Annotated in this window: 30 protein-coding genes; 16 read left to right on the top strand and 14 right to left on the bottom strand. The window is 66.1% G+C overall.

All coding sequences use genetic code 11. The features are described from left to right. The first annotated feature begins 100 nt into the window (after positions 1 to 100). Positions 101 to 1,669, top strand: a complete 1,569-nt coding sequence (locus ACIBCN_RS19505; RefSeq protein WP_396993314.1) for an ABC transporter substrate-binding protein — start codon at positions 101 to 103, stop codon at positions 1,667 to 1,669. A gap of 50 nt (positions 1,670 to 1,719) precedes the next feature. Here the strand turns inward: ACIBCN_RS19505 and ACIBCN_RS19510 are convergent, their stop codons facing one another. Then, on the bottom strand, positions 1,720 to 2,469 hold the full coding sequence (locus ACIBCN_RS19510; RefSeq protein WP_396992971.1) for an SDR family oxidoreductase: 750 nt from the start codon (positions 2,467 to 2,469) through the stop codon (positions 1,720 to 1,722). A gap of 101 nt (positions 2,470 to 2,570) precedes the next feature. Here ACIBCN_RS19510 and ACIBCN_RS19515 point away from each other — a divergent pair, with 101 nt between their 5' ends. The 4 genes from ACIBCN_RS19515 (at position 2,571) to ACIBCN_RS19530 (ending at position 6,110) form a co-directional block, all read left to right on the top strand. Further along, a complete protein-coding gene (locus tag ACIBCN_RS19515) occupies positions 2,571 to 3,431 on the top strand; it encodes a helix-turn-helix transcriptional regulator (protein WP_396992972.1) in 861 nt (286 codons plus the stop codon). 201 nt (positions 3,432 to 3,632) lie between these two features. Next, positions 3,633 to 4,811: an acyl-CoA dehydrogenase family protein gene (locus ACIBCN_RS19520; RefSeq protein ID WP_396992973.1), complete on the top strand. Its 1,179-nt coding sequence runs from the start codon at positions 3,633 to 3,635 to the stop codon at positions 4,809 to 4,811. A gap of 100 nt (positions 4,812 to 4,911) precedes the next feature. Further along, the gene (locus tag ACIBCN_RS19525) at positions 4,912 to 5,514 is read left to right on the top strand and encodes an ATP-dependent Clp protease proteolytic subunit (RefSeq protein ID WP_357380468.1); all 603 of its coding nucleotides are present in this window, start codon (positions 4,912 to 4,914) and stop codon (positions 5,512 to 5,514) included. 2 nt (positions 5,515 to 5,516) lie between these two features. After that, complete coding sequence (locus tag ACIBCN_RS19530; protein ID WP_396992974.1) at positions 5,517 to 6,110, top strand: ClpP family protease; 594 nt, start codon at positions 5,517 to 5,519, stop codon at positions 6,108 to 6,110. Positions 6,111 to 6,112: 2 nt separating this feature from the next. Here the strand turns inward: ACIBCN_RS19530 and ACIBCN_RS19535 are convergent, their stop codons facing one another. Continuing rightward, a complete protein-coding gene (locus tag ACIBCN_RS19535) occupies positions 6,113 to 6,508 on the bottom strand; it encodes a helix-turn-helix domain-containing protein (RefSeq protein ID WP_396992975.1) in 396 nt (131 codons plus the stop codon). Between the two features lie 82 nt (positions 6,509 to 6,590). Further along, positions 6,591 to 7,001: a pyridoxamine 5'-phosphate oxidase family protein gene (locus ACIBCN_RS19540; RefSeq protein ID WP_396992976.1), complete on the bottom strand. Its 411-nt coding sequence runs from the start codon at positions 6,999 to 7,001 to the stop codon at positions 6,591 to 6,593. 152 nt (positions 7,002 to 7,153) lie between these two features. On the opposite strand from ACIBCN_RS19540, the gene ACIBCN_RS19545 reads away from it, so the two are divergent. Both ACIBCN_RS19545 and ACIBCN_RS19550 read left to right on the top strand, forming a co-directional pair. After that, complete coding sequence (locus ACIBCN_RS19545; protein ID WP_396992977.1) at positions 7,154 to 7,504, top strand: hypothetical protein; 351 nt, start codon at positions 7,154 to 7,156, stop codon at positions 7,502 to 7,504. A 156-nt stretch (positions 7,505 to 7,660) separates the two neighbouring features. Further along, positions 7,661 to 8,809, top strand: coding sequence for a hypothetical protein (locus ACIBCN_RS19550; RefSeq protein WP_396992978.1), 1,149 nt, complete (start codon positions 7,661 to 7,663; stop codon positions 8,807 to 8,809). A gap of 138 nt (positions 8,810 to 8,947) precedes the next feature. Here the strand turns inward: ACIBCN_RS19550 and ACIBCN_RS19555 are convergent, their stop codons facing one another. Both ACIBCN_RS19555 and ACIBCN_RS19560 read right to left on the bottom strand, forming a co-directional pair. Continuing rightward, positions 8,948 to 9,451 (bottom strand): hypothetical protein, encoded by a 504-nt coding sequence (locus ACIBCN_RS19555; RefSeq protein ID WP_396992979.1) that lies wholly within the window; start codon positions 9,449 to 9,451, stop codon positions 8,948 to 8,950. Between the two features lie 412 nt (positions 9,452 to 9,863). Continuing rightward, complete coding sequence (locus ACIBCN_RS19560) at positions 9,864 to 10,130, bottom strand: glutaredoxin family protein (RefSeq protein WP_396992980.1); 267 nt, start codon at positions 10,128 to 10,130, stop codon at positions 9,864 to 9,866. 197 nt (positions 10,131 to 10,327) lie between these two features. Between ACIBCN_RS19560 and ACIBCN_RS19565 the strand changes: the two genes are divergently transcribed. Together ACIBCN_RS19565 and ACIBCN_RS19570 are read left to right on the top strand one after the other, a co-directional pair. Beyond that, a complete protein-coding gene (locus ACIBCN_RS19565) occupies positions 10,328 to 11,263 on the top strand; it encodes a phosphotransferase family protein (RefSeq protein WP_396992981.1) in 936 nt (311 codons plus the stop codon). Positions 11,264 to 11,366: 103 nt separating this feature from the next. After that, on the top strand, positions 11,367 to 11,771 hold the full coding sequence (locus ACIBCN_RS19570) for a hypothetical protein (RefSeq protein ID WP_396992982.1): 405 nt from the start codon (positions 11,367 to 11,369) through the stop codon (positions 11,769 to 11,771). A gap of 1 nt (position 11,772) precedes the next feature. On the opposite strand, the gene ACIBCN_RS19575 is transcribed toward ACIBCN_RS19570, so the two are convergent. After that, positions 11,773 to 12,528, bottom strand: a complete 756-nt coding sequence (locus ACIBCN_RS19575) for an AAA family ATPase (protein ID WP_396992983.1) — start codon at positions 12,526 to 12,528, stop codon at positions 11,773 to 11,775. A 160-nt stretch (positions 12,529 to 12,688) separates the two neighbouring features. Here ACIBCN_RS19575 and ACIBCN_RS19580 point away from each other — a divergent pair, with 160 nt between their 5' ends. The 3 genes from ACIBCN_RS19580 (at position 12,689) to ACIBCN_RS19590 (ending at position 14,420) form a co-directional block, all read left to right on the top strand. After that, positions 12,689 to 13,027: a hypothetical protein gene (locus ACIBCN_RS19580; protein WP_396992984.1), complete on the top strand. Its 339-nt coding sequence runs from the start codon at positions 12,689 to 12,691 to the stop codon at positions 13,025 to 13,027. A gap of 258 nt (positions 13,028 to 13,285) precedes the next feature. Continuing rightward, entirely contained in the window at positions 13,286 to 13,945 is a 660-nt protein-coding gene (locus ACIBCN_RS19585; RefSeq protein ID WP_396992985.1) for a VC0807 family protein, read from the top strand. 121 nt (positions 13,946 to 14,066) lie between these two features. Then, a complete protein-coding gene (locus tag ACIBCN_RS19590; protein ID WP_396992986.1) occupies positions 14,067 to 14,420 on the top strand; it encodes an HPF/RaiA family ribosome-associated protein in 354 nt (117 codons plus the stop codon). Positions 14,421 to 14,423: 3 nt separating this feature from the next. Here ACIBCN_RS19590 and ACIBCN_RS19595 read toward each other — a convergent pair whose 3' ends face one another. Then, positions 14,424 to 14,873 carry a hypothetical protein gene (locus tag ACIBCN_RS19595; protein ID WP_396992987.1) on the bottom strand — a complete coding sequence of 150 codons (450 nt, stop codon included), beginning with the start codon at positions 14,871 to 14,873 and terminating at the stop codon, positions 14,424 to 14,426. A 152-nt stretch (positions 14,874 to 15,025) separates the two neighbouring features. Here ACIBCN_RS19595 and ACIBCN_RS19600 point away from each other — a divergent pair, with 152 nt between their 5' ends. The 3 genes from ACIBCN_RS19600 (at position 15,026) to ACIBCN_RS19610 (ending at position 17,495) form a co-directional block, all read left to right on the top strand. Continuing rightward, entirely contained in the window at positions 15,026 to 15,982 is a 957-nt protein-coding gene (locus tag ACIBCN_RS19600; protein WP_396992988.1) for a GlxA family transcriptional regulator, read from the top strand. 110 nt (positions 15,983 to 16,092) lie between these two features. Further along, entirely contained in the window at positions 16,093 to 16,809 is a 717-nt protein-coding gene (locus ACIBCN_RS19605) for a class I SAM-dependent methyltransferase (RefSeq protein ID WP_396992989.1), read from the top strand. A gap of 74 nt (positions 16,810 to 16,883) precedes the next feature. After that, the gene (locus tag ACIBCN_RS19610) at positions 16,884 to 17,495 is read left to right on the top strand and encodes a dihydrofolate reductase family protein (RefSeq protein WP_396992990.1); all 612 of its coding nucleotides are present in this window, start codon (positions 16,884 to 16,886) and stop codon (positions 17,493 to 17,495) included. Here the strand turns inward: ACIBCN_RS19610 and ACIBCN_RS19615 are convergent. Together ACIBCN_RS19615 and ACIBCN_RS19620 are read right to left on the bottom strand one after the other, a co-directional pair. After that, positions 17,492 to 18,205, bottom strand: coding sequence for an SGNH/GDSL hydrolase family protein (locus ACIBCN_RS19615; RefSeq protein WP_396992991.1), 714 nt, complete (start codon positions 18,203 to 18,205; stop codon positions 17,492 to 17,494). The genes ACIBCN_RS19610 and ACIBCN_RS19615 overlap by 4 nt on opposite strands. Before the next feature lie 43 nt (positions 18,206 to 18,248). Next, positions 18,249 to 18,689: a MarR family winged helix-turn-helix transcriptional regulator gene (locus ACIBCN_RS19620; RefSeq protein WP_396992992.1), complete on the bottom strand. Its 441-nt coding sequence runs from the start codon at positions 18,687 to 18,689 to the stop codon at positions 18,249 to 18,251. An 83-nt stretch (positions 18,690 to 18,772) separates the two neighbouring features. Here ACIBCN_RS19620 and ACIBCN_RS19625 point away from each other — a divergent pair, with 83 nt between their 5' ends. Then, positions 18,773 to 19,957 carry an MFS transporter gene (locus ACIBCN_RS19625; RefSeq protein ID WP_396992993.1) on the top strand — a complete coding sequence of 395 codons (1,185 nt, stop codon included), beginning with the start codon at positions 18,773 to 18,775 and terminating at the stop codon, positions 19,955 to 19,957. Here the strand turns inward: ACIBCN_RS19625 and ACIBCN_RS19630 are convergent. The 5 genes from ACIBCN_RS19630 to ACIBCN_RS19650 form a co-directional block, all read right to left on the bottom strand. After that, positions 19,954 to 20,877 (bottom strand): hypothetical protein, encoded by a 924-nt coding sequence (locus tag ACIBCN_RS19630; protein WP_396992994.1) that lies wholly within the window; start codon positions 20,875 to 20,877, stop codon positions 19,954 to 19,956. The genes ACIBCN_RS19625 and ACIBCN_RS19630 overlap by 4 nt on opposite strands. A gap of 90 nt (positions 20,878 to 20,967) precedes the next feature. Further along, complete coding sequence (locus ACIBCN_RS19635) at positions 20,968 to 21,513, bottom strand: thioredoxin family protein (protein WP_396992995.1); 546 nt, start codon at positions 21,511 to 21,513, stop codon at positions 20,968 to 20,970. 87 nt (positions 21,514 to 21,600) lie between these two features. Next, entirely contained in the window at positions 21,601 to 22,542 is a 942-nt protein-coding gene (locus ACIBCN_RS19640) for a threonine/serine dehydratase (protein WP_396992996.1), read from the bottom strand. 8 nt (positions 22,543 to 22,550) lie between these two features. Continuing rightward, positions 22,551 to 23,942 carry a bifunctional lysylphosphatidylglycerol flippase/synthetase MprF gene (locus ACIBCN_RS19645; protein WP_396992997.1) on the bottom strand — a complete coding sequence of 464 codons (1,392 nt, stop codon included), beginning with the start codon at positions 23,940 to 23,942 and terminating at the stop codon, positions 22,551 to 22,553. Between the two features lie 213 nt (positions 23,943 to 24,155). Then, the gene (locus ACIBCN_RS19650; protein ID WP_396992998.1) at positions 24,156 to 24,926 is read right to left on the bottom strand and encodes a dienelactone hydrolase family protein; all 771 of its coding nucleotides are present in this window, start codon (positions 24,924 to 24,926) and stop codon (positions 24,156 to 24,158) included. Positions 24,927 to 24,994 lie beyond the last annotated feature (68 nt).

Below are 24,994 nucleotides of genomic sequence, written 5' to 3' on the forward strand. Positions count from 1 at the left end.
GGTGAGATCGTTCGCGTCCCGGTGGTTCCCGGTGACCCGTTCGAAATCGGGAGAACGCGTGAGATTCACAAGAGCTGGTGCGCTGCTCGCGGCAGCACTCATGGCCACAAGCCTGGGGCTGACCGCATGCTCGTCGGACGATGGCAGCGGCGACGCCGACCTCGTCACGACCAATGCCGGTGAGCCGCAGAACCCGTTGGTGCCCACCAACACCAACGAGAACATGGGCGGGCGGGTGGTCGACCGGCTGTTCGCGGGCTTGAAGTACTACGACGCCAGCGGTGTCGCGCACGACGAGCTGGCGCAGAAGATCGAGACCACCGACCGGCAGAATTACAAGATCACCATCAAGCCGGACTGGAAGTTCTCCGACGGCAGCGCGGTGACGGCGAAGTCGTTCGTCGACGCGTGGAACTACGGCGCCCTCGGAACCAACGCTCAGCTGCAGAGTTACGTGTTCGCCCCGATCGTCGGGTTCGACGAGGTGTCGGCGAAAGACGCCAAGGCACAGACGATGTCGGGGCTCAAGGTGCTCGACGATCACACCTTCACCGTGGCGCTGAAGCAGCCCTCGATCGACTTCGAGACCGAACTCGGCTACGCGCCGTTCTACCCGCTGCCCGACGCCGCGTTCAAGGACATCAAGGCATTCGGGGAGAACCCGATCGGCAACGGCCCCTACAAGTTCGCGCGCAACGGCGCGTGGGAGCACAACGTCAAGATCGACCTGGTGCCCAACCCGGACTACAAGGGTGGCCGCGCGCCTAAGAACAAGGGCCTGCGGTTCGTGATGTACCAGTCCTTCGACACGGCATACGCCGATCTGCAGGCGGGCAATCTCGACACCCTCGATGTCATTCCCGACAGCGCGATGGGCACCTACAAGAAGGACCTCGGCGATCGCGCCATCAACAAGCCGATCGCGTACAAGGCGGCCGTCGGCATCCAGTCCACCGCCCCCCACTTCGGCGGCGAAGAGGGCGTGCTGCGTCGCAAGGCGCTCTCCATGGCGATCAACCGAGAGCAGATCTGCGAGAGCATCTTCCACGGCACCCGCGTGCCCTCGCTCGACTTCACCGCGCGTACCCTGCCCGGGTTCAACCCGAACGTGCCCGGCAACGAGGTGCTGAAGTACAACCCGGAAGAGGCCAAGAAGGTGTGGGCCCAGGCCAACGCCATCGCCCCGTGGTCGGGCCGCTACGAGATCGCCTACAACTCCGACGGCGGCCACCAGGGCTGGGTCGAGGCCACGGCGAACAGCATCAAGAACACCCTCGGTATCGAGGCCGTCGGCACGCCGTACCCGACGTTCAAGAACATCCGTGACTCGATCAACGCAGGCACCATCGGCACCGCGTTCCGCTACGGCTGGCAGGGCGACTACCCGACCATGCTGCAGTTCCTGAGCTCGCAGTACTACAGCTTCTCCGACGGCAACGACGTCAAGTACAAGAATCTGGACTTCGACAAGCTGCTGAACGCCGCGCTGGCGGCGCCCAACCTGGACGAGTCGTACAAAATCATCGGCCAGGCGCAGGCCTTGCTCTTCAAGGACATGGCCGACATCCCGATGTTCGATTACGCCGCCGCGGCGGGCCGTTCGGACAGGGTGAAGAAGGCCGAGCTGGCCTGGAACGGCCTGTTCGCCTTCGAGGGCATCGAGAAGTAACCGATCGCGAAAGGCCCGCCGACGTTGCGCCGGCGGGCCTTTCGTTGTGCTCAGCCCTGCGGGGTTGGCACCACGATCATTTCGGCGATGTTCACCCGCTTCGGGGCGGTGACCGAGTAGGCGATCGCGTCCGCGATGTCTTCGGCCACAAGGATTTCCATCTCCCCGCGCCAGCCGGCGAGGACGGTCTTCTGGTCCTCGTCGAGCATGCCGGCGCCGAGTTCGGTGCCGACGAAACCGGGTTCGATGGTCCGCACCCGGACCCCGCGCGGCCCGAATTCGGTGCGCAGGTTGCGGGTCAGGTGCGCGACGGCGGCCTTGGTCGCGCAGTAGACGCCGTAATTGGGGAACGTGAGGTGTCCGCCGATCGAACCGATGTGCACCAGGTCGGCGCGTTCGCCGTTGCTCGCCGCGGCGAGCAGGTCATCGATGAAAGCCTTTGCGGTGTAGAGCAATCCATTGATGTTGGTGCCGACCATCTGGTCCCACTCGTCGGTCTGCGCCGACTCGAACGGTGCGCCGAGCATGACGCCGGCATTGGCGACCACGAGGTCGATCGGTCCGAACGCCGCCCGCACGGTCGCCGCGGCGTCGAGCATCGACTGCTGCACTGCCACGTCGGACGGGACGGCGAGCACCTCGCCACCGATCTGGGCGGCCAACTCCTCGAGCCGATCCTTGCGCCGTCCGAGCAGCGCGACCTTCGCGCCGTCCGCCGCGAGCCGTTGGGCGGTGGCGGCGCCGATGCCACTGGACGCTCCGGTGACGACCGCGACGCGGCCGGTGAGGTTGTTTGTCATGACCACAACATTCGCGCTGGTCACGGCCTCGTGCCAGGGTACGGACTTCCTGGTAGTAGCAGGGCCACCCAGCCTGCGCACCCCTCGCATACCCTCGAGGTATGAACTCCGACAACCGACTGGGCGCCTTTCTCCGCGCACGGCGCGAGCTGGTGCGCCCGGAGGATTTCGGGATGTCCGGTGGTGGCCAGCGCCGGGTGGCGGGGCTGCGTCGCGAGGAAGTCGCGATGCTTGCGGGGATGAGCGCGGATTATTACGTGCGGCTCGAGCAAGGTCGCGACAAGCACCCCTCCGAGCAGGTGGTTGTCGCGCTGGCGCGGGTGTTCGCGCTCGACGAGGAAGCCGTCGCGCATTTGCGCGAGCTGGCCCGTCCGGTGGTGCGGCGCAGGCGCGCTGCGCAGCGTCCCGAACGGGTGAGTCCCGGCCTGCTTGCCCTGATGGAGGCGTGGCCGAACACGCCCGCGCTGGTGCTCGGCAGACACCTGGACGTGCTCGCCGCGAATCCGCTGGCCGTCGCGGTCAACGCGTGTTCGGTGCCCGGCATCAATCAGGTCCGGATGATGTTCCTCGATCCGGAGGCGCGAAATGTCTACCCGGACTGGGCCATCCACGCCGCAGAGACGGTGGCGAGCCTGCGGGCGTCGGCGGGCGATCTCGACGATCCGCGGCTGACCGAACTGGTCGGCGAGCTGTCGCTGAAGAGCGACGACTTCCGCAGGCTGTGGGCGCGCCACGACATCAGGGGAAAGACCGCGGGCAAGAAACGTTTCCGCAACCCGATGGTCGGTGAGCTGACCTTGGCCTACGAGACGTTCTCCGTAAACGGCGCCCCGGGGCAGTTGCTCGTTGCCTATCACGCGGAACCCGACTCCGAGTCCGAGCGCGCGCTGGCGTTGCTCGGCAGCATGGTCGCGATCGGGGACCCGCTGCCGCGGGAAGCACGCGCGCCGTCGCTCGACTAGACCGTCGGTTCGGTCAGCGATCCGGATGCTGGCGGGAGTCGCGCCGGGTGGACATACTCGATTACAGGCGCAATTGCCGCGCGGGTGGACCTGTGCCGCTTCTCGGGAACATGGTTTCCGGCGTCGGAGATCGATAACCGGGCTACCCTGCTGTGGTCGGCAGTGACGTCAATTCGATTGTGGCTGGACCTGATTGGGGCAATGGTGACCGGACAAGCATCCCCGGCGACAGAACTACTCGCTGCGGCGCGCGCCTTCGCACCGGAGGTGGCGAAGCGACGGCAGGAGATCGAGGCGGCCCGGCAGCTGCCTGTCGATATCGTCGAGCGGCTGCGGTCCATGGGCATCTACGCGATGGGATTCAGTGCCGAGCTCGGCGGGCCTGGACTGACCTCATTGCAGCAGCTGGAGGTGTTCGAGGCGCTGGCCTACGGCGACACCGCCACCGGCTGGTGCGCGATGATCGGGGCGGCGACCGGCGTCTACGCGGGGTTCCTCGACAAGCAGGCGCTCGCCGAGCTGATGCCGACGCGGGACCTGATCACCGCCGGACTGATCGCGCCCTCGGGGCGCGCGGTGCGGACCGACGGCGGCTACCGGCTGACCGGGCGCTGGAAACTGGGCAGTGCCATCAACCATGCCGACCTCGTGGTCGCCGGTGCGATGATCTTCGACGGCGACGAACTCGCCATGGCCGACGGTGCGCCGATCGCGAAGATGTTCTGCATGCGGCGCGACCAGGTCCAGGTCTTCGACACCTGGGACAGCACCGGCCTGCGCGGTAGCGGCAGCAACGACTACGCGACCAACGACCTCTTCATCCCCGAGCATCATTGCTTCGACTTCTACGAACCACGAAGCGGCACCGGCAAACTCGCCGAACCGGAGACCCTGGCCCGGGTGATGCCGGGCATTCCGCTCGGCGCGACGCGGGCGGCACTGGATTACGTCCGGGATCTCGCGCAGGACAAGGTTATTGCGGCCACCGGGCAGAAGTGGGCGGATAACTATCGGGCGCAATACATTCTGGGTGAGTGTGAGATGGCATACATCGTCGCCCGCGGCGCCGTCGTGGACAGCCTGCGCACGCTATGGGATGCGTTGGACGAGAACCGTTTCGCCGAAATCCCGCCGGACATCCGGATTCAGACCCTGTTGACCCGCACCCATTCGTACCGCGCCTGCCGCCAGATCGTCGCCCGCCTGTGCGAGCTGGTCGGCACCGAATCCGTCTACAAACCGAGCCCGCTCGACGTGTGGTTGCGTGACATGAGCACCATGACAACCCATCTCATGGCGCACGACCAGATGATCCAGACCGCAGGTGCGTTCCTGCTCGGCGGCAAGCCGGAGTTCCCGCTCGTGCTGGGTGTGCGTTAGGGAGATCGGCTGTCGAGGGTTGCTCGCGCACACCAATGACTCGGTCTGCTGTCGGCAGACACAGCGGCATCGGGGCGTCCCGCGGGGATAGACCTGAAGCATGATCGAAACATCGCACCTGGACTACCGGGGACAACTAGCCGACAGATTGTTCCGCCATCGGACGATCCAACTGACCGGTGAGGTCGACGACGCGATGGCCGAGCGGGCGTGCAGCGAATTGGTACTGCTGGCCAGCGAGGACGACAAGCGCGACATCGTCCTCTACATCAATTCGCCGGGCGGCTCGGTGCTCGCCGGGCTCGCCATCTACGACACGATGAAGCTGATACCGAACGACGTGGCGACCGTGGCCGTCGGGTTCGCCGCGAGCATGGGGCAGGTGCTGCTCGCCTCGGGCACCAAGGGCAAGCGAATCAGCTTGGCGCACAGCAGGATCATGATGCATCAGCCCTCCGCGGGCATCGGCGGCACCGCGATGGACATCGCGATCCAGGCGGAGAACCTGGAGTACATGAAGCTGCAGTCGGAGCAGATCCTGGCCGCGGAGACCGGGCATTCGCTGGAGGAGATCCGCTCCGACAGCGACCGTGACCGCTGGTTCACTCCGGAGCAGGCGCGCGAATACGGCATCGTCGACGAGATCGCCGCCAATTTCGCCCAGATCGCACCATTCACCAACGCACACCGAGCGGGGTTGTGACCATGTCTCAGTACACGATTCCTCATGTCATCGAGCGCACCCCGAACGGCGAACGCTCCTTCGACGTCTTCAGCCGCTTGCTCAACGACCGAATCATCTTCCTGGGCACCGAGATCGACGACGGCGTCGCGAATGTGGTGATGGCGCAACTGCTGCATCTGGAGTCGGAGTCGCCGGATCGCGAGATCAGCCTCTACATCAATTCACCCGGCGGCTCGAACACGGCGATGCTGGCCATCTACGACACCATGCAGTTCCTGCGGACACCGGTGGAGACCATTGCGATGGGTCAGGCGGTGTCCGCCGCGGCGGTGCTGTTGTCGGCGGGTACAACGGGGCGGCGGTACGTCCTCAATCACTCCCGCGTGCTGCTGCATCAGCCGTCGGCGCAGGGCCAGGGCACCATCTCGGACCTGGCGTTGCAGGCGGCGGAGGTGATGCGGATCCGCTCGCAGACCGAGGCCATTCTCAGCAAGCACACCGGTCAGAGCGTCGATCAGTTGCGCAAGGACACCGCCCGCGACCGGGTGTTCACCGCGCAGGAGGCCGTCGAGTACGGCCTGGCCGACGAGCTGATCTTCACCCGCGACCGCTGAGGTCAGGCCGCGAGCAGTTCGACGCGCGCCTCGGAGACCGGGCGGCTGAGATGCCGCAGCGCGCCCAGTCTCCGAGCGCCGCGGAAAAGCAGCGACTCGATCGACAATCCGAGCGCACCGCAGATCGAATGCAGCATCTCCGAGGACGCTTCCTTGCGTCCCCGCTCGATCTCGGACAGGTACTGCTTGGACATGCCGACCTCGGTCGCGACATCGGCCAGCGTGCGGTCCTGATCTCGGCGCTCGTCGCGCAACACTTCGCCATAGACGGCACGCAGCAGCGGCGATGCCGCATCGACCGGGTCGCGGCGTGGCTCGGGTGCGACCCTGCTCCGCCGCGGCTCGCTCCGACGGTGCGCATCGAGATCGACTACCACGCCATCCTCTGCTGCTGCCATATCGACGAGTCTGGCACCTCGCGGATCCGATCCGGCCGATGTTCGCCCACGGCAGACAAGCGGACTCGGCACGCGGGCGGGATCAGGCGCCGTTGCTGTCGATGTATTCGATGCCGGTGATGATGTCCGGGTCGATCACGATCAGCTGACCGTCCAGCACGGTCTCCGGGTGCAGGTGGGGCTGGTAGTAGGCGAGCTCCTGCTGGTCGGTGACGGTGGCGGCGACGCCGGTGATGATCACGCAGCGGCCGAGGTTGGTCTGGTGATCGATGGTGTCGACCTCGTAGGCGACGACCTGTCTGTGCAGGGTGCGGATCATGGCCGGGTCCGCGGCGATCACGATGCAGCCGTCGACGACCGTGTGCCGGACAGGGCGGATCGCGGGTAAAGCATGCCGCGAGAACGCGATACGGCCGAATCGGACGGTGTGGAGCAGGTCCAGGGAGTCCTCTACCGACAGCTCACGCGTCTCGCTTGCGCGGTATGCGGGCATGACTCCATTGTCCCACCTGTCGCGGATCGTTTCGGGGCATGGACAGGCGATGGCGAAAATCGCACGAGTATCCGTAAAATTGGACATTGCCTGGAGTCCCGAAGGGTGGCTCGAGTGTGGCGTCGAGCCATGTATCGATCGAGGAGGACTACATGCCATATTCTGCGCGGCTCGGCTACACGGGCAACTCCACCCGCGTCCGCCTGCCGCACCGCTCCGTCGACGCCCCCCTCGAAAAGCCCGGCAGCAGCGCCGAATTCGCCGATGCCAGCGACCGGCTGGTCCGCCACCTGTTCGATGTCGGACTCCAACTCCACCACGTACTCGACGCCCTCGACCCGGTCGCCCAACCCCAGGTCCGCGACACCATCACCACCCTCGTCGAAGACCTCGACATGCTGATCCGCGACACCGGCCTCGCCATGCTCGCCCTCGCCAGCGAACGCCAGGAAGCAACACCCGCCGACGGCCAGATCCCCCGAGCCCGCCTCCGCCGCCGCTGATCACCCCGGCTGTAGTTCCGACTTGACGTAGGTTTGACGTTCTTGACGCAGGCTGCAGCACACGTCAAGTGGATGCAATGTGCGTCAAGTCGATGCGGTGCCCGGTGGGTGGGATGGGTGGTCGACGGGGGTTGGTTGGGGTGTTAGGACGGGGGTGTGAATTCGATCGGGCCGCTCGGCGCTGCTGACGAAGGTTTCAACCATCAGATTGTCGATACCGTTGCTACGGTCGGCACCAGTGACTTGGCGTGGACCGAGAAGGTGTGCGCGATGGCGTGTGCGCCGGATGGGTCGGTGCAGCTCGGGTTCGGGTTGGGGCAGTACAAGAATCGCAATGTGCTCGATGGGTACGCGGGGGTTTCGCGGGGGGTTGAGCAGGTGACGGTGCGGGGGAGTCGGACGTTGATGCCGACGCCGGAGGTGCTGTCGGTGGGGCCGATCCAGTACGAGATCGTGCGGCCGCTGCGGGAGATTCGGTTCAGCCTGGCGGAAAACGACTGTCAGCCGGTGTCTTTCGAGTGGACGTTCGAGGCGGCGATGCCCGCGCAGCTCGAGGATCGCACGCACATGCGGCGCGGATATCGGGTGATGTCGGATCTGGTGCGCTATCACCAGATCGGTACTGCCTCAGGATGGGTCAGCACCGATGGGGTGCGGACCACATTCGAGGACTGGGTGTCGACCAGGGATCACTCGTGGGGTGTGCGGTATGACGTCGGGGTGCCGCTCGGTGATGTGGAGTCGATGGATTTGCCGCCGGAGGTGTCGTTCCGGATGATCTGGGCGCCGATTCTGATGACGCGGGCGGACGGGTCACGGTACGGACTGCACCTGCACTACCAAATCGTGCAGATGGACGGGTTTTTCAGCAAAACGGTGATGGGTGGTGTCGAGCACGCCGACGGCCGGTTCGAGAAGTGGCAGGACTTGGTGCCCGACCTGTCCTTCGACCCGGACAATCGGCGGCTGCGTGGTGGTGAGATCCATGCGACGACGGAGGACGGTGCCGAGCGAGTGCTGAAGGTGGAAGCCCTGTCGGACACCGGGTTTCATCTCGGTGCCGGGCTTTACTTCGGCTTCGAAGGGCGACACCACGGTTCGTGGCTCGGACCGGGTCTGCACGTGGACGGCGAGCGGATCGAGGACTGCTCCACCTACGAATCCGCCCGCCGCCTACATCAGATCCGCGACACCGTGGTCCGGGTAACCGATTCCACCGGCGCGACCGGCGTCGGCAACTGTCAGCCGATCATCACCGGTGGCGACGAATCGCTCGGATTGACCAAGGAGTCGTCGTTCATGTGAATCGCGCCCTCGGACTGGGTGTGTCGGGTTCCGGCCGTTGTGCAGACCCGCCACGCCGGACGAGAGGCTCGGTTGATGTCGAGCCCCCTGCAAGCATGTGGTGTCAGTCCTGCCCCGCGCTCGCGCTGATGGCGATCGTCAGCGTCCGCTGCCGTCGGTGCTTTCTTCCGCCACCCATTGAGCGCCGGTGGTTTCCGTCCTGAAGAGAATATCGTCGCTGAACGACACTTTCACGGTGCCCTTTCCGGGCTTCGACCATTTCATGCCTTCATCCGGCTCGACGCTGACGGTCCGGCGCTCCTCCGAGCCGGTGCACCCCTTCTCTACTTCTTCTTTCCCGTCAGCGTCCTTCATCTTGATGTCGATATCGGCCATGCCGGTGCCTTCGGTCGGTGCGGGAGCTTCCTTGCCCTCCTCGGCCTTCTTGGCGTCTTCGGTCACCGCGACGCTGAGCATCTTGTGCTTCGCACCTTCGGCGCAGGTGAAAACAATGTCGACCAGCAGGTTTCCCTTGTCATCGATAGCTGTACCGGCGACGGCCAGGGACTCGCCCGCCGCGGCCGACGCGATACCGCCGACGCCGATCTGCATTGCCGCGGCGATCGCCAGCGCGCTGCCGGCCAGAACCTTTGATGTGCGCATAGAAACGCTACCTCCCATTGCTGTTTCGGCGACGCCGGTAGCCGAGCCGAGAGCCACCTGTGCGTCATGGATTCTTGGCAGTGCTGCCATCTGAAACTGTGCAGCAGACTCTTGGCGTACTCATGAGAAATTGTGAACAGCGTCCATCGCATTATCCGGGGCCCGATCGCAGGCCGATATCACGGCTGCGAGGGCAGGCTATGTGCGGCGGCCACATGCCTGACCAGCGGAATCAGATGGATCGCGGAAAGGTTAGCGCATCCGGTGAGGCGCGGCAAAATGCCAGCTCAGGACAGTTCGCATTAGTGCGTTCAATGCTCTGAAATGACTGAAAATTGCACCCATCCAGAACTGTCATGGCAACGAATACGTATTAGAGTTCGAATTGATTGCCGACTGCTAACCCTGAGTATTACGCGGTCTCGGGTGGTCCCGCGAGGGCGGCACGAATCTCATTGATACTCGGATTCACCAGCTTGTGCCCATTCGCCAGCACAGTCGGCGTGATCTCGTCCCCGCCGGTGATCGCCCGCACCTCGGCCGCGGCCTTCGGGTCGCGGATGTCGATTCTGCGGAAGGGGATACGCGCGAGCCGCAGGCGGGCGCCGAGCCGCAGGCAGAAGGGGCAGCCCCAACGCCAGTAGACGGTGATCGGAGTGGACGGGCTGGAATCGGTCATCGTCAATCCCCAATGCGTCGGTTGTCCACGGGTCGCCCCGTGCAGGTCAACCGAGCGTATACCCGCGTTTTCGCCTGTGGCACCGCCTAATCGGCCCTTTCGCGCGGCGCGGTCCGAAGATGGACAGCCCGGGTGCACCCTCCGGCCTAGATGAAAATCAATCGACCTGGGTTGTCTTGGTACCTACGGTCAGGGACGTGATCGATCGCTCGCTGAACCAAGAGCAAGCCGCCGAAATCCTTTGCCCGGTATGGCCGGAGGCAACCGTGACCGATGTGCGGTCGCGAACCGGTGGGCAGTTGAGCTCCGTCTATGAAGTGCGCTGCGCGGAGCCGGCCGAGTCGGTGATCGTGAAGGTCTATGCCGATCAGTGGCGCTGGAAACAGGCCAAAGAGGTCTACGTGTATCGGTTGTTGCGCGCACACGGGGTCGGTTCGATTCCGGAGATCCTGCGAGTGGAACCGGACACCGGGCCGCTCGGTTGCGCGTTCACCGTCATGACGATGCTGCCCGGTCAGCCGTTATCGCATATCGTCGGCGATCTCGATGAGGGGCAGGTCGCCCATGTCTACCGGCAGTTGGGCGCGACCCTGGCGGGGATCCATTGCATCGGGCAGCCTGCCTACGGCTATCTGGTGACCGGAATACTGGATCCGGAGCCGGATAACACCGCCTACATGACGCGTCAGTTCGCCAAGAAGCTCGCCGAGTTCGCGGAGCTCGGCGGTGACTCCGCACTGCACGCCGCGGTCAACGCGCACGTCGCGAATCGAACCGATATGTTCCGTCGCTGCGAAGCACCAGTGTTGTGCCACAACGACTTCCACGAAGGAAATATTCTCGTCGAGCAAAGCGCGGGCAAGTGGACGGTGACCGGTTTCATCGACGTGGAGAATGCCGTCGCCGCGGACCCGCTCCTGGATCTCGCCAAAACCGACTATTACGCGATGCACGGCGACCCGGTAAAGCGAGCTGCGTTTGTCCAGGGCTACGGCTCGCTGCCGGACGACTGGTCCGAGCGATCGGCGCCCTACCGGCTCTATCACGCCCTAGAGCTGTGGGACTGGTTCGCCTCCATCGGGGAGACGGCTCCGCTGCCCGGTATCGCCGACGATATCCGCGCATTGATCTGAAACATTCGGCGGTTTATGTCACACCGATCCGCCGGGCGAGTGAGGATGCAAGGTATCTCGCCGGTGCGTGGTGCTCCGGTGCCCAGGACTGAGGACCAAATTCATGACGGATCGAACCATCTGGATGCGAGTCGGGGTTGTTGCGGGAATGGCCGGGGCCGCGGTGGTATGTGCCGTGCCGGGGGCGGGCGCGACGGCGACGCAGGTGCGAATGTCGCCTGGGATCAATTTCGGGTCGGCGACCAATTATGGGACGGGTTGTAACTATCAGGCGCAGGCGAAGGTGACCGATGTGGTGCAGCCGGTGGTGTTCTACGACAACGGAATTCCGTTCGCCTTGGTGAAACCGTCCGGCGGCGTAGCGCTGGTGGATTGGGTGCCCGCGACGCAAGGGTTGCACACGATCAGTGCGGTGCAGGCGCCCGACGACAGCGTTGTCGCGAGTGTGGATCTTCGGGTCGGGACCGGCGTGCACCTTGGGTACGCGTGCAATGTCTTCGGCGGCTGACTTACTCCCCGTCGATCAGGTGTCGCAGGTAGCGGTCCGGTTCGGCGAGGAAGTCCCTGGTCAGGCGGACCGGTAGCGCCTGGTCGTAGGTGACCTCGTCGATGTCGCCGTCCTCGGCGATCTCGTAGATCGTCGCGCCGGGCAGCGCGAGCAGGATCGGGGAATGGGTGGCGACCACGAACTGGCAGCCCTGTGCGGTCAGGTCCGACAGCAGCGCGAGCACGGTCATGCAGCCACGGGGTGAGAGGGCCGCCTCCGGTTCGTCCAGCAGGTACAAACCGTTCGGGAAGAAGCGAAGTCGCATCAGGTCGACGAACGACTCGCCGTGGGAGCGTTCGTGCGGTGACACGCCACCGAAGACCGCCAACTGATCTGGTCCGAGCCGCTCGGTTTGGGTGGCGACGTTGTAGTAGGACTCGGCGCGCAGGAAGAACCGGCTGCGCGGCTTGTCGATGCCCCACTTCACCACCAGATAATCGCCGAGGACCGACTCGGTCGACCGGGTGGTGAAGCGATAGTTCTGGCTGCCGCCCTCCGGATTCATCCCGACGGCCACCGCCAGCGCCTCGACCAAGGTCGACTTTCCGCTGCCGTTCTCGCCGACGAAAAAGGTCACACCCGGCGCCAGCGGCAGGCCGTCCAGCTGGGCGAGACGCGTCACCGCGGGCAGGCAAAACGGATATTCGGCCATGTCGACGTCGTTCGACGCGAGCCGCAGCTCGCGGAGAAATCCCGTTGTCCTGACACCCTTGCGCACGCCCCATGGTAAGTGCGAAGAGAAGAGTGGTGGGCGGGCCGAACCGGGGCTACCATCTCCACCATTCAGGCGCCCGTGAGGAGGCCACTTTGTCGCAGACTCCGCTCGGGGCCGCAATTGCCGCTTCCGCTAGCGCCGTGCTGTCGTCAGGGGGACGGTCATGATCAAGGTCGAGCTCGACATCCATTCCGACAAGCCCAATCCGAAGTGGCAGCTGGCGCCCGGGGACGAGGCGCAGCTACACGGTCTGATCGCCGCGGCACCGCGGTCGACGGTGGGCGACGTCGAAAACGACGGTGGGTACCAGGGTTTCGTCGCACGGCTGTCGGATGAGGAGATCCTGCGCGTGCGGCGCGGCATCATCGAGATCGCCCGCGGCGACCAACGCACCTATCGCACCGACGGTGATCGCGCGGTCGAGCGGTGGTTGCTGGCGACCGGCCGCCCGACGCTCGCATCGACCGACTATCAGACTGTCGTTGCGGCACTGTGGGATTGAGCATTCAGCCGCACGCCTCCTGACTTCCCGCGCATGCGATTTTCGGTGCGCCACATCAAGAGTCGTGCGCCACTATCGACGGATCGGTGCCGGCGATCATCGAACTTCCGCTGCAGCTGATCCGGCTACCCGGCCGGGTAGCCGGGCATGACAACTGTCATGCCGCAGTCGTGATGGTTGACAGATTCGCTGGCTCGCCGGCGTCCGTAGCGTCAATTCTCGTACCGCACGGACGAATACGCCGACGAGGAGCACCCGATGTCCATCACCGCATCCCACACCGAGAAGGTCGACCAGCCTGTCGAGTCGTCCGTCAAGCAGTACGCCTGGGTGGCGTCGATCGCCCGCGATATCGCCGTCCCGGTAGGCGCCTACTTCGTCATGCACAGGCTCGGCTACAGCGACTTCGCCGGACTGCTCGCCGGAACCCTGCTCTCGGCCGCGATGGTGATCGGGCAGGCCATCCGGACCCGGCGCCTCGAGGTGATGTCGGCAATTATCCTGGGCGGCTTCGTCTTCGGGCTCGTCACCTCGTTGATCAGTGGTGACCCTCGAATGATGATCGCCAAGGATTCCGCGGCGACGGTGCTGATCGGTCTCGCGTTTCTGATCAGCGCCATGATCGGCAAGCCGTTGATCTACTTGGTGGCGCGCAAGGCGATCGCCGCGGGCGGCCCGGCCAAGGTGGCCGCTTTCGAAGCGGCCTACCGCACCAATCCCGACAAGCGCCGGGCGTTCACCAGGATGTCCGTGCTCTGGGGCGCGGGCCTGGTGGGCGAGGCCACCCTCCGGATTGTGCTCGCCTACCAGCTGCCGGTCCACACCATGGCGTGGCTGTCGCCGGTGCTGATGATCGCGGTGGTCGGGCCGCTGATGGTGCTCTCCATCCTCGCTCGCAAGCGCGGTCAGCGCGCCTGAGCCGCGGCGGCAAACGGCCCGGTCCACCAGGACCGGGCTGTTTCGTATGACATCGGCCACTTGGTCCGCGCAGGTAGTGTCGGTTTCGTGGAGTTTGCTACCTAACGGAATGGAGAAAGCTGTGCAGATCCAGATCAATACCGGAAGCGGCATCCACGGCGGCGAAGACCTGAACCGGTGGGCGGAGGCCGAGATCGCTTCGGTGCTCGACCGTTTCAGCGAACAGCTGACGCGGGTCGAGGCTCACCTGACCGACCAGAACGGCGAGAAGGGCGGCCCGGAAGACAAGCAGTGCGTGCTGGAGGCCCGGCCGGCCGGACAACATCCGGTAGCGGCCACCCATCGCGGCGAGACGCTCGAAGAGGCGGTGCGCGGCGCGGCGGACAGCATGGCACACCTGCTCGACAGCAAATTCGGTCGGCTGCACCACGCCAAGGGCGGCGAGACGATCAGGCACATGGCCGCGCCGGAGTAGGGATCAGGCCCCGGTCGTCGAGCCCGGCCGGACGATCATCAGCACGGTGACGATGACCCACAGCAGGTTGAAAATGCCTGTGTCCATGCCGAGTCGGCGGATCAGCGTCGGCGTTGCTCCTGGCAGGTCGGCGAGGATCTTGTGCTGGCCGGGCAGGATCAGCAGCGCGAGTACGCCGCCGGCGGCCGCGGTCAGGCCGATCGAGGCGATCAGCCAGGTGTTGGTGAGCACGCCGAGGCTGAGCGCGGTGAGCGCGCCGAAGACGGGGATGAGGATGCCGAGATAGGCATAGACCCGGCAGATGCGGTGCAGCGTGGCGAGCACGGCGGATTCGCTACCGGGTTCGGCAAGGGCTCGGCGCGTGGTCGGCGCGAACATGCTCGCCGCGACCGTCACCGGCCCGACGGCGAGGATCACGACCAGCACATGGACCGACAGCAGAAACTTCGTCACAGCGGCGAGGCTAGCGGTGAATCGCCCGACGGAGAACGGGCGAAACTGCCACACACCGGTCGATTCTCGCCACTCGTCCTGACATCGAGATTTGTCGGATGACGCAGGTCACAGCTATTGGCTCGAATCGAGTGGCGACCTACTCTAGTGCCATGCATGTCGTGGCTGTGCTCGCGCTGGACAAGGTGATTCCCTCGGACCTCACGACGCCGATCGACGTGTTCGGCGCGGCCAGACTGCCCGACGGCCGAGCCGCCTACCGGGTGCAGGTCTGTGGCGTCACGCCGACGGTGGATGCGGGGGCCTTCACGCTGCGACCGCCGTTCGATCTGACGGCCTTGGCCGCCGCGGACACGATCATCGTGCCCGGCTGCGCCGATCCCACGCTGCCGGTCCCCGGCGAAGTCCTCGACGCGCTGCGGCAGGCGGCGGATCGGGGCACCCGCATCGCCTCGATCTGTGTCGGCGCGTTCGTCCTCGCCGCCACCGGACTGCTGGACGGGCACCGCGTGACAACACACTGGGTCGCGGCCACCGAGTTCGCCGCGCGCTTCCCCGCGCTCGAGGTCGACCCGGATGTGCTCTACGTCGACAACGGCCAGCTGCTCACCTCGGCGGGCGCGGCCGCGGGAATCGACCTGTGCCTGCACATGATTCGCCGTGACCACGGATCCGCCGTCGCCGCCGACGTGGCCCGCCTGTCCGTCGTTCCGCTGGAACGCGAAGGGGGGCAGGCACAATTCATCGTGCACGACCAGCCACCCACCCCGCGCGGCTCGGTGCTTGAACCCGTAACGCGTTGGCTGCAGGACAATTTCGCGAAGGATCTGACCCTCGATGAGATCGCCGCGCACGCTGGAATGAGCACCCGCACGCTCAACCGGCGCTTCCGGGAGCAGACCGGAACAACCCCGCTGCAGTGGTTGCTGCGGGCCCGGATTCGCCAGGCTCAGTATCTGCTCGAATCCACCGCGCATCCGGTGGACCGGATCGCGGGGCAGGTCGGTTTCGGCTCGCCGACCGCCTTCCGGGATCGTTTCAAGCGGGTGGTCGGCACCAGCCCGCACAGCTATCGTGCGGCGTTCCACGGGTCCGGCGTCGGGGGCTGAACCGCGGCGAAAGTGTGTCACGTCAAACCGGAGACACTTACTCCGTTTCTGGTTAGAATTCACCTGTCGAATTCCCGATCCACCATCAAGGCGAGGGACAGGTTTCAGCTATGACCGACAATGACGGAACACCCCAGATCGACCCGTCCTCCATCGATTTCGAAGAGGCCTATCGAGGCGGCACCATCGTGCAGGGCCTCCCCATGGACCGGCTGCCGTGGGAGATCGGCAGGCCGCAGCCGCTGCTCGTCGAGTTCGAGCAGGCAGGCCGAATCACCGGTGACGTGCTCGATATCGGTTGCGGCCCCGGGGATACCACGATCTACCTGGCCGGACTCGGCTACCAGGTGACCGGCCTGGATTTCGCGCCGACGGCGATCGAGAAGGCGCGGGCCAAGGCGGCCGAGGGCGGCGTCACCGTGTCGTTCGCGGTAGCGGACGCGACCGTGCTCACCGGATACGACGGACGGTTCGACACCGTCGTCAGCAGTGCCCTCGCGCACTGTCTCGATCCTGAGCAGCGCAAGGCGCACGCGGCCGCGCTGCGCCGAGTGATGCGGCCCGGCGCGCGGTTGATCCAATTCTGTTTCTCCGAAGCCGATTACAGCGACACGTACGCCCCGTACTCGATCGGCGAGGCGGAACTGCGTGCGACCTTCCGCGCGCCGGACTGGAACCTCACCGAGCTGCGCCCGGGCAAGCTGACCGCGATCAAGCCGTCACCGGAGTTCAAGGCGGTGATGGACCGCAGCGGTGCGCAGCTCGAGTTCGACGCGGCGGGTTCGATGTTGCTGCCGATCTGGGTAGTGGAGGCTGAACGGGTCTGACTCGCCGGGCCGATGAGTTTCCGATCGCCGCTTCGTCAGATCAGGCAACACAGGTTCAACTGATCAAGGAGTGGATGATGAGGAAAATCACCGCAGGCATGTTCGTCGCGCTCGACGGCGTCGTGGCGGACCCGCAGGACTGGCACTTCCCGTACTTCAACGAGGAGATGGGTGCGGCGGTGGGCGCGCAGCTGGGGTCCGCCGAGACGCTGCTGTTCGGCCGGGTGACCTACGAAGGCTTCGCGGCGGCGTGGCCGGAGCGGGAGACCGCGGGCGGCGAGGACGCGGGCATGGCCAAGTCGATGGGCGATGCCCGCAAGATCGTCGTGTCGCATCAGGATCTCGACCTGCCCTGGCGCAATTCCGAGGTGCTGAAGGGTGATCTGGTCGAGGCGGTGACCGCGCTGAAGAACGAGCCGGGCGGCGACATCGGCATGAGCGGCTCGGTCTCCATCGTGCGCCAGCTGCTGCGGGCCGGGTTGCTGGACGAGCTGCACCTGCTGGTGCACCCGATCACGGTCGGCAAGGGCCTGCGGTTGTTCGACGAGAATGACGCGACGCTGCCGCTGCGGCTGCTCTCCTCGGAGACCTTCACCACCGGCGTGCTGCACCTCGTCTACACCAAGGACGAGTCGGCGCCCACCGGCAGCTACGAGGACGCGAAGGCCGCGCTGCCCAAGGACTAGCGATCGATGAGATGCGGGCCGTCGTGGACGGCCCGCATTTCGGGTGCGTCGAGCAGGTGCGCGAGCTGCTTGACCACTTCGGCGGCCAGCACCGCCTGGCCCGAGGTGGTGAAGTGAATACCGTCCGCGCTCAACAGGTTCGGGCGATTGTTGATCGGGTGGTCCCACATGTCGATGACGGTGGCGTCGTATTCCGCGGCCAGCGCGCGGGTGATGTCGTTGACCCGGCGGATGCGATCACGCCAGTCCGGAAAGACCGGCACCACATAGGCTTTGCCAAGGGTGAAAGCGGTGAGCTGCGCGCCGGTGCTCGCCGCCATGCGGTACATATCGCGCAGGAGCTGTTCGATATCGCCGAAATCCGGTGTGCGGCGGACGATATCGTTCGCACCGGATGGTAGGTGCAGTAGGTCGGGAGCGAACTCCAGCATTCGATCAGCTTGCCGCCGTAGGCTTTCCAGCGTGGTCGCCCCGTCCGCCGCGGTGTTGAGATACGCGAGATCGGGACGCACGCGGCGCAGGACGTCGGCGACGCGGTCGGCCCAGCCGAGGGTCGCGTAGCCCGGGCTCGGGTCGCCGGTGCCCGCGGAGAGGCTGTCGCCGATCACGGCGAATCGTTGCCAGGGGGCGTCGTAGAGCAGTGCTGCGGCCTCCAAAGGTGGCAGGCAGTACGGATCGGTTTCTTCGGTGCTGGGGATCGTCACGGTCATATAGAAACAATACGTGCGTACGTATGTTTACATCAAGCGATTGTCAGTCCTGGTCTTCGGCGGCCATGGCATGCAATAGGTCGCGGAGGGCTTGCTGTTGCGTGGCGGTGAGCGAAGTGAGCGGGGAGTCGGCACCGAGCAGCTCGACCGCGGCGGCGCGGCGGCGCTTGCCGGTGGGGGTCAGCACGATTTGTTTGGCGCGACGGTCGGTCGGGTGTGGTTCGCGGCGAATCAGGTCCTGCTGTTCGAGCCGGTCGAGGACGAAGGTCGCGTTCGACGGTTCACAGGACATCCGGGTGGCCAGCTCTCGCGCGGTAATCGGCTCGGACAGTTCGCGCAGGGCGATGACCTGTGACGGAGTGAGTTCGAGCTGTTCGGCGACGCGACGGACGTGCACGTCGAGCCGGTGGGTGAACCGGTGCACCAGCTTGCAGACGTCCCGGTCGAGTTCGGTGTCCACGTTCGTCGGGGTCTGGCGCGTCATTTCGCCGAGTCTAGCGCTACTGGTTCGAACTGTGATAGTTCTAGTTCACATCATTTGAGTTAGAACTATATGGGGATGCTGTGATGCGGCCTGCTGTCTTTTCGTTGATGTTGGTGGTCTTCAGTCTCACCACCGGGGAGTTCGTGATCGCCGGGATATTGCCGGAAGTCGCTGATGGACTATCGGTTTCGGTGGCGGCGGCGGGAATGCTGGTGACCGCGTACGCGATCGGCATGATCGTCGGTGGGCCGGTGGTCACCGTGTTGACGGCGCGGGTGGCGCGCAAGCCGCTCGTCGCCGGGCTGGTGTTGTTCTCGGTGCTCGCGAATGCGGGATCGGCGATCGCGCCGAATTACGCTGTGCTGCTAGTAATGCGGGGCGCGGCGGGATTGGTCGTCGCTACGTTCTTCGCGGTGGCGATCGCTACCGCGGTGTCCACGGCCGAGCCGGGTAAGGAAGCCGCCGCCGTCGCGCGGGTGGCGCTTGGGATGAATCTCGGCATCGTGCTCGGCACGCCGATCGGGGCCGTTATCGGTCAAAGTTGGGGTTGGCGTGCGACTTTCGTTGCCGTCGCGTTGTGTACGGCAGCCGCGCTGCCGCTGGTGCTCCGGTTCCTGCCGGATCAGCCCGGAGCGCGCGGATCGGTGCTCGGTGAGTCGCGTGTCTTCGGTGATCGCGCGGTGCGCTGGGCGATCGCGCTGACGGCGCTCGGCAATATCGGCGTGGTCACCGTTTTCACGTTCATCACGCCGCTGCTCACCGATATCAGTGGTTTCGCCGCCAGTACGGTGCCGGTCCTGCTGTTGGTGTACGGCGTCGGCGCGGTCGTCGGCAACCAGGCCGGCGGCTGGCTGGCCGACCGGGCGTTGCTACCTTCGGTAGCGGGTCTGCTTACGGCCTTGGCCGGTGCGTTATTCCTGTTCTGGCTGGTCGGTAGCGATCAAATCCATGCTGCGGTACTCACTTTCGTGATCGGTGCGCTGGCGTTCGCGATCATTCCGGGGATGCAGACCCGGGTGGTCATGGCGGCCGCCGCCGCGCCGACGCTGGCCGTCGCGGTCAACGCGTCCGGGTTCCAACTGGCGGCGGCGTGCGCGGGGTGGCTGGGCGGCGGTGTGACCGGTGACGGATCGGGCCTGCGGTCGATTCCGCTCGTCGGCGCGGTGCTGACCGCGGCGGGATCGGCGCTGGCGGTCTACCTGCTGTGGCGTGATCGCACCCCGGACGCGGGGTCTGCGAGAACGCAGGTTGTTGCTGAGAACCGTTAGGAAGTCAGGGCTTTGGCGACGATGCCGCCGGTGATCGCCTTGGTCAGGTAGTTGGTGGAGTCGTGCGGACTCGCGCCGTTGTCCAGTGGTTCCTCGGTGATCGGTGCGATGTCGGCACCGGGGAACGGTGGGAAGAACGGGGCGAGGTCGAGGTGGGCGGCGACGAGGTCGTCGCGATCTACCAGGTTGTGCCAGCTGGCAACGGATTTGGGGACGGTGGACGGTTGCGGGCGGAGCCGTTCGTAGATGACGGTGCGCAGGCCGAGCGGCGAGCCCATGGTCAGCAGGGCGACCTCCTGGTCGACGCGGTGCAATGCCTCATAGGCCACCACCGAGCCGAGGGAGTGGGCGACGACGAGCTTGGTCTCGGGGCCGACGAGCGCGAGCACCTGCTGCTGGGCGTACTCCCGGACGGCCTGATCGGTGAAGTAGCGAGTCACCTGGGAAAGCGCCCGCACCACGAACTTCTCGGCGAGCCCGACGCCGAACGGGGCGAACCAGCGCAGCCGGACCAGCGCGTTGAGTGCCGGGCGCAGTGCGGCTTGGACGCCCTGCGGCCGGGCGCCCGGCGGCGGCACGGCGGCCAGGCGCTGGGCGGTCGCCCGGTCGCGTTGGTCGCCCGCGTGCTCGGCGGCCGTCGCCAGCCACTGCTCGGCGAGTTGCTCCATCAGCTCGAGCTGCTCGTCGTCGAGGTCGCCGACCGCGCCGCCCTGGGCGCCCTTGGCCAGGAACTGATTGCCGTAGAACGCCATTCTGGTCGAGATGTCACCCGGTAAACCGTTGCGCCACAGGCGATCAGCGAGGTCGTTGTCGCCGTGATTGCGCACCCCGCCCGCTAGCCCCGGCAGCCATTGCGCTTCCAGCGTGTCGGCCGCGGCCTGCTCCTGGGCGATCCCGTGTACGAGGACGATGGTTGCCAACGTCCCACCCCTTTCGTTGGACGGTCAGGTCCTGCGACGTTGTCTCGCGCCATTTTCGCCCACCCGGGGCTGCTTGTCGCGCCCGAATGGTCAGCCGGCCCGCCATTTGATCGAGCAGCCCATGCTCGGCCGGTGCGGTTCCGGCACCGGCTTGCCGTCCAGCACGGTTTCGATGGCGGCGCGCAATTCATTGCCGGTCAACGGTTTTCCGTTGCCCGGCGTGGATTCGTCGAAGGCGCCCCGGTAGGCGAGGGTGAGGGCCGCGTCGTAGAGAAAGAAGTCCGGGGTGCACGCGGCCTGGAAGGCGCGGCCGACCTCCTGTGCCTCGTCGACGAGGTAGGGAAACGTCCAGCCCGCGCGAATGGCCTGGTCGCGCAGCCGGATCGGGGCGTCGTCGGGGTAGGTGGCGGCGTCGTTGGTGCAGATCGCCACCGTCGGTATGGGTAGCGAATCGACGACCTCACCCAGCGCCGATTCGAGATGCTTGACGTACGGGCAATGGTTGGACGCGAAGACGACGAGCAGGCCTGGCCCGTCCGCGAACTCCGCGCGCGAATGTGTCCGCTGATCTAGATCGGGCAGCGTGAAGTCCGGTGCCGGTGTGCCGAGGGGAACCATGCGGGATGCGAGCGCCATGGAAATGCTTCCGTCGGGATCGAAGACGGTACGAGCCTAACGCCGCTCGATAGTGTTCGCCGGAAATCCGGCAGGCGCGATCGCGCGCTACGTCGTCAAATCGGCGGGGTCGGTATTCGCGCCGCACACCACGACGCACACCTTCTCGTCCGGCTCGGACCGGAACGGCGGCGGGTTGTCGCCGCCATGGAGTGCGGCAAGCGCTGTGGCGGCACCGTATTCGACGACGAGACGGCGGTCTTCCCAGACCGCGCGGCGGGCCGCGATGATGTCGGCGTCGTCGACGAGCACCGAGGTGACGTCGTAGTGCTGCGCGGCGTGCAGGGCCAGTTCGGTGGCTCGGCGCGCGCCGAGGGAGTCCGCGGCGATCGAATCGATCTCCACGTCGACCAGCCGACCGGCCTCGATCGACGCGTTGAGGGCACGGCAGCGGGTGGGTTCCACCGCGATGGTCTGGACGCCGTAATGCGCTGCGGCGGTGGCCACTCCGGCGAACAGCCCGCCGCCGCCGACGGCGACCACCACAGTGTCCAGGTCGGGGATGCACTGATGGATCTCCTCCATCAGCGTGCCCGCGCCCGCGGCGATCAGCGGATTGTCGTAGGCGTGCGACAGCAAAGCGCCTGTCGTTGCCGCGAATTCGCGACTGGCCGCGAGCGCGTCGGCATACTGCGTGCCGATCAGCGTGACCTCGGCGCCATAGGAACGCAGCCTGTCCACCTTCACCTTCGGGGCGGTGGCCGGCAGGAACACGGTGGCACGCACGCCCTCACTGCGCGCGGCCCAGGCGCAGGCCAGCCCGGCATTGCCACCGGAGGCGATGGTGACGCCCGCGTCCGGCAGCGTGCCGTTCTCTCGATGGGTGAGCAGGAAGTTCAGCGCGCCACGCGCTTTGAAGCTGCCGGTGTGCTGCAGGAACTCCAGCGCGAGCCACCGATTCCGGTCGTCGGCGGGCGCGACGGTGATCGGCCGGACCCGGCCTGCCACCCGCTCGACGGCGGCTTTGATATCGCTGTGGGTCAGTTCCATCGGCGTCCTCAGTGTTCGCGGCGGTGCGGTGCGAACTCCAGAGTAAGCAGCGCGGCGGCCGCGATGATGACCTCGCGCCAGCGGATCAGCACGTACCGCTGATCGGTCAGCGCGTGGAACTTGCGCAGGAACCGATACAGCGATTCGAGCCGGATCAGCGGATCACCCAGGTGCACCGCCACATAGATCAGCTTCGCGGTGCGCGACTTCTCCTTGTCGGCGAAGAGCTCGGGAAAGGGCGCGAAGGCCAACGAGATTCGATGGATGTCGTGCTCGCGGGCGTAGTCGACCAGGTCGATGATCATCCGCTCGTCCAGGCCGTTGGGCGCGTCCTTGCGCCGCCACGGCACGTCGAGGGTGAGTTCGCGGCCACGATTGGACACGCCGTAGCGCTGGAACCCGGACAGCGTGCCGTCTTCGTCCTTGGCCATGACCACCAGCATGTTCGGATTCCGCCCGTCCAGCAGGTGGTCGAGGATCATCGAGAACCCTCGGGTCTGCCTGCCCCTGCCCCACGAGTCGACGATGGCGAGCAGTCCGTCGCGTTGGGCGTCGGTGAGCGCGGACTCGTCCACGATCTCGGTGCTGACGCCGAAATTGCGGGTGCGGCTGACGGCTTGGCGCAGGTTGCGGTAGTGCCTGCCGACCATGGCGAAGGTGTCCACGTCGATCACCACGTCGCGGCCGATCGGGACGGCGTGCAGCCCACGGTGATCCAGCGCGCGGCGCTGCCACATCGCGGCCAGGTCCGGGCTGGCGCCGAGCACCGCGACCCGCCAGCCCTGGTTGATCGCGAATTCGGAGAACTCGGTGAGCAAGGCGGGGAAGGCGGCGCGGTCGCCGATCGGATCGCCCGCCACCACGGCGATGCCGAAGCGGGTGCGGTAGCCGATCCCGGCGGTCGAATTCGCGTTGAAGAAGTAGGTTTTCGAGGAGTGCAGTGCGAACGGGGCCAGCGGGTCCAGCTCGGTCCGGCCGACCAATTCGGCGACGCGATACAGCTGTTCGGGCTGCGGCTTGCTCGACTGCGGCAGCACCATGATGAATCCGCTGGAGGCGAGCAGCACGAAACCGATGCCGGGGTGCTCCGCGCGGTAGGCGAGACTGGCGATCGCCAGCACCAGGACGGCGACCGCGAAGTGCGCCAAGGTGATCGGCCGCCGCAGGTGCAGCCCGCGAGCCACGAATACGCCTGCCACCGCGATGCCGACGAACCAGGCGTGGTCCGCGCCGTCCTTCGCCGCGGGGTGGGCCGCGTACACCAGGAAGACGCTGACGATCAGCGCGACGCCGATGAAGACCGGACGGGTAGAAGGGGTGGTGGTGAGTGCGGCTTGCCGATACCCGGTCAGTGCCGAGTAGCGCTGCGCCGCCGCTGCCGTGCCCCGTTCGTCACTCACGCCTGGACTCCGCCCCGTTGTCGCGTTCCTCCATCCACACCAGCTTTGCCATGTGGTCCTCCCGATGATCGCCTACTCACAACACTATGCGGAACCGGCGGTTCCAGCGGCAACGGCCCCCGAAAACCGGCCGGTTGGTCGCGTCGCGGCACAGTCCGGCCTGGCGGCTGGAGTCGATGCCGACTCCAGCCAAAACATCGGATGATATGGCCTTTATTCCGGGGCGAAGGCGCGATTCAGCAGTGCCAGGAGATCGTGCAGGTGACGCGCGTACGCGTCCTCGCTATACGCGGGCGTATCCCGCATGGTGAAACCGTGCTCGGCGTCGGGATAGACGACCGAGGCGTAGCGCACGGCCGCCGTGTCCAGGGCCTGCTCGAGGCGCGTGATGTCCTCGGGTGGCATAGACGAGTCGTGATCGGCGTGCGCGATGAATAGTTCCGCGGTGATGTCGCCCGCGGTGTGGTGCGGGCTGTCCGGCCGGTCCTCGGCCGCCAGAAAGCCCCCGTGGAAGCTGGCCGCGGCGGCCACCTGGTCACCGAAGGTGGCGGCGGTGCGCAACGCGAGCCTGCCGCCCATGCAGTAGCCCGTCGTCGCGAGCGCGCCGGGGGCCACCAGATCGTTGGCGGACAGCCACGCGAGGTAGCCGTGCGCGTCCTGCATGGCCTTGTCGGGGGTGAGTTCCGCCCGCGCCGGGGCCACGGCCGCGAAGAACGTGCCCATCGCGTCCGGCTCGCGGAAATCCGGCAGGGGCACCACCGGGGCGTGGCCGGAACGGTAGAAGAAGTTGGGCGCGAGTACGGCGAACCCGTGCGCGGCAATGGTTTCCACCATCTCACGCAACCAGGGTCGCAGGCCGAGCGCGTCCGGGTAGCACAGCAGGCCCGGATGTGCGCCGCCGTCGTCGGGATGGGCGAAGTAGGCGTCGGCGGTGCCGTCGGGAAGTGGAATGTCGACCGCGTGGAACGCGACAGGTGAAGTCATCAGACGAGTCTCCGTGGAGTAATGGTGACAACGAACGAGCCAACGTTACTCCGGCAAATTACTGAATA

It is taken from the genome of Nocardia sp. NPDC051052, assembly GCF_044456045.1.
GTDB lineage: Bacteria > Actinomycetota > Actinomycetes > Mycobacteriales > Mycobacteriaceae > Nocardia.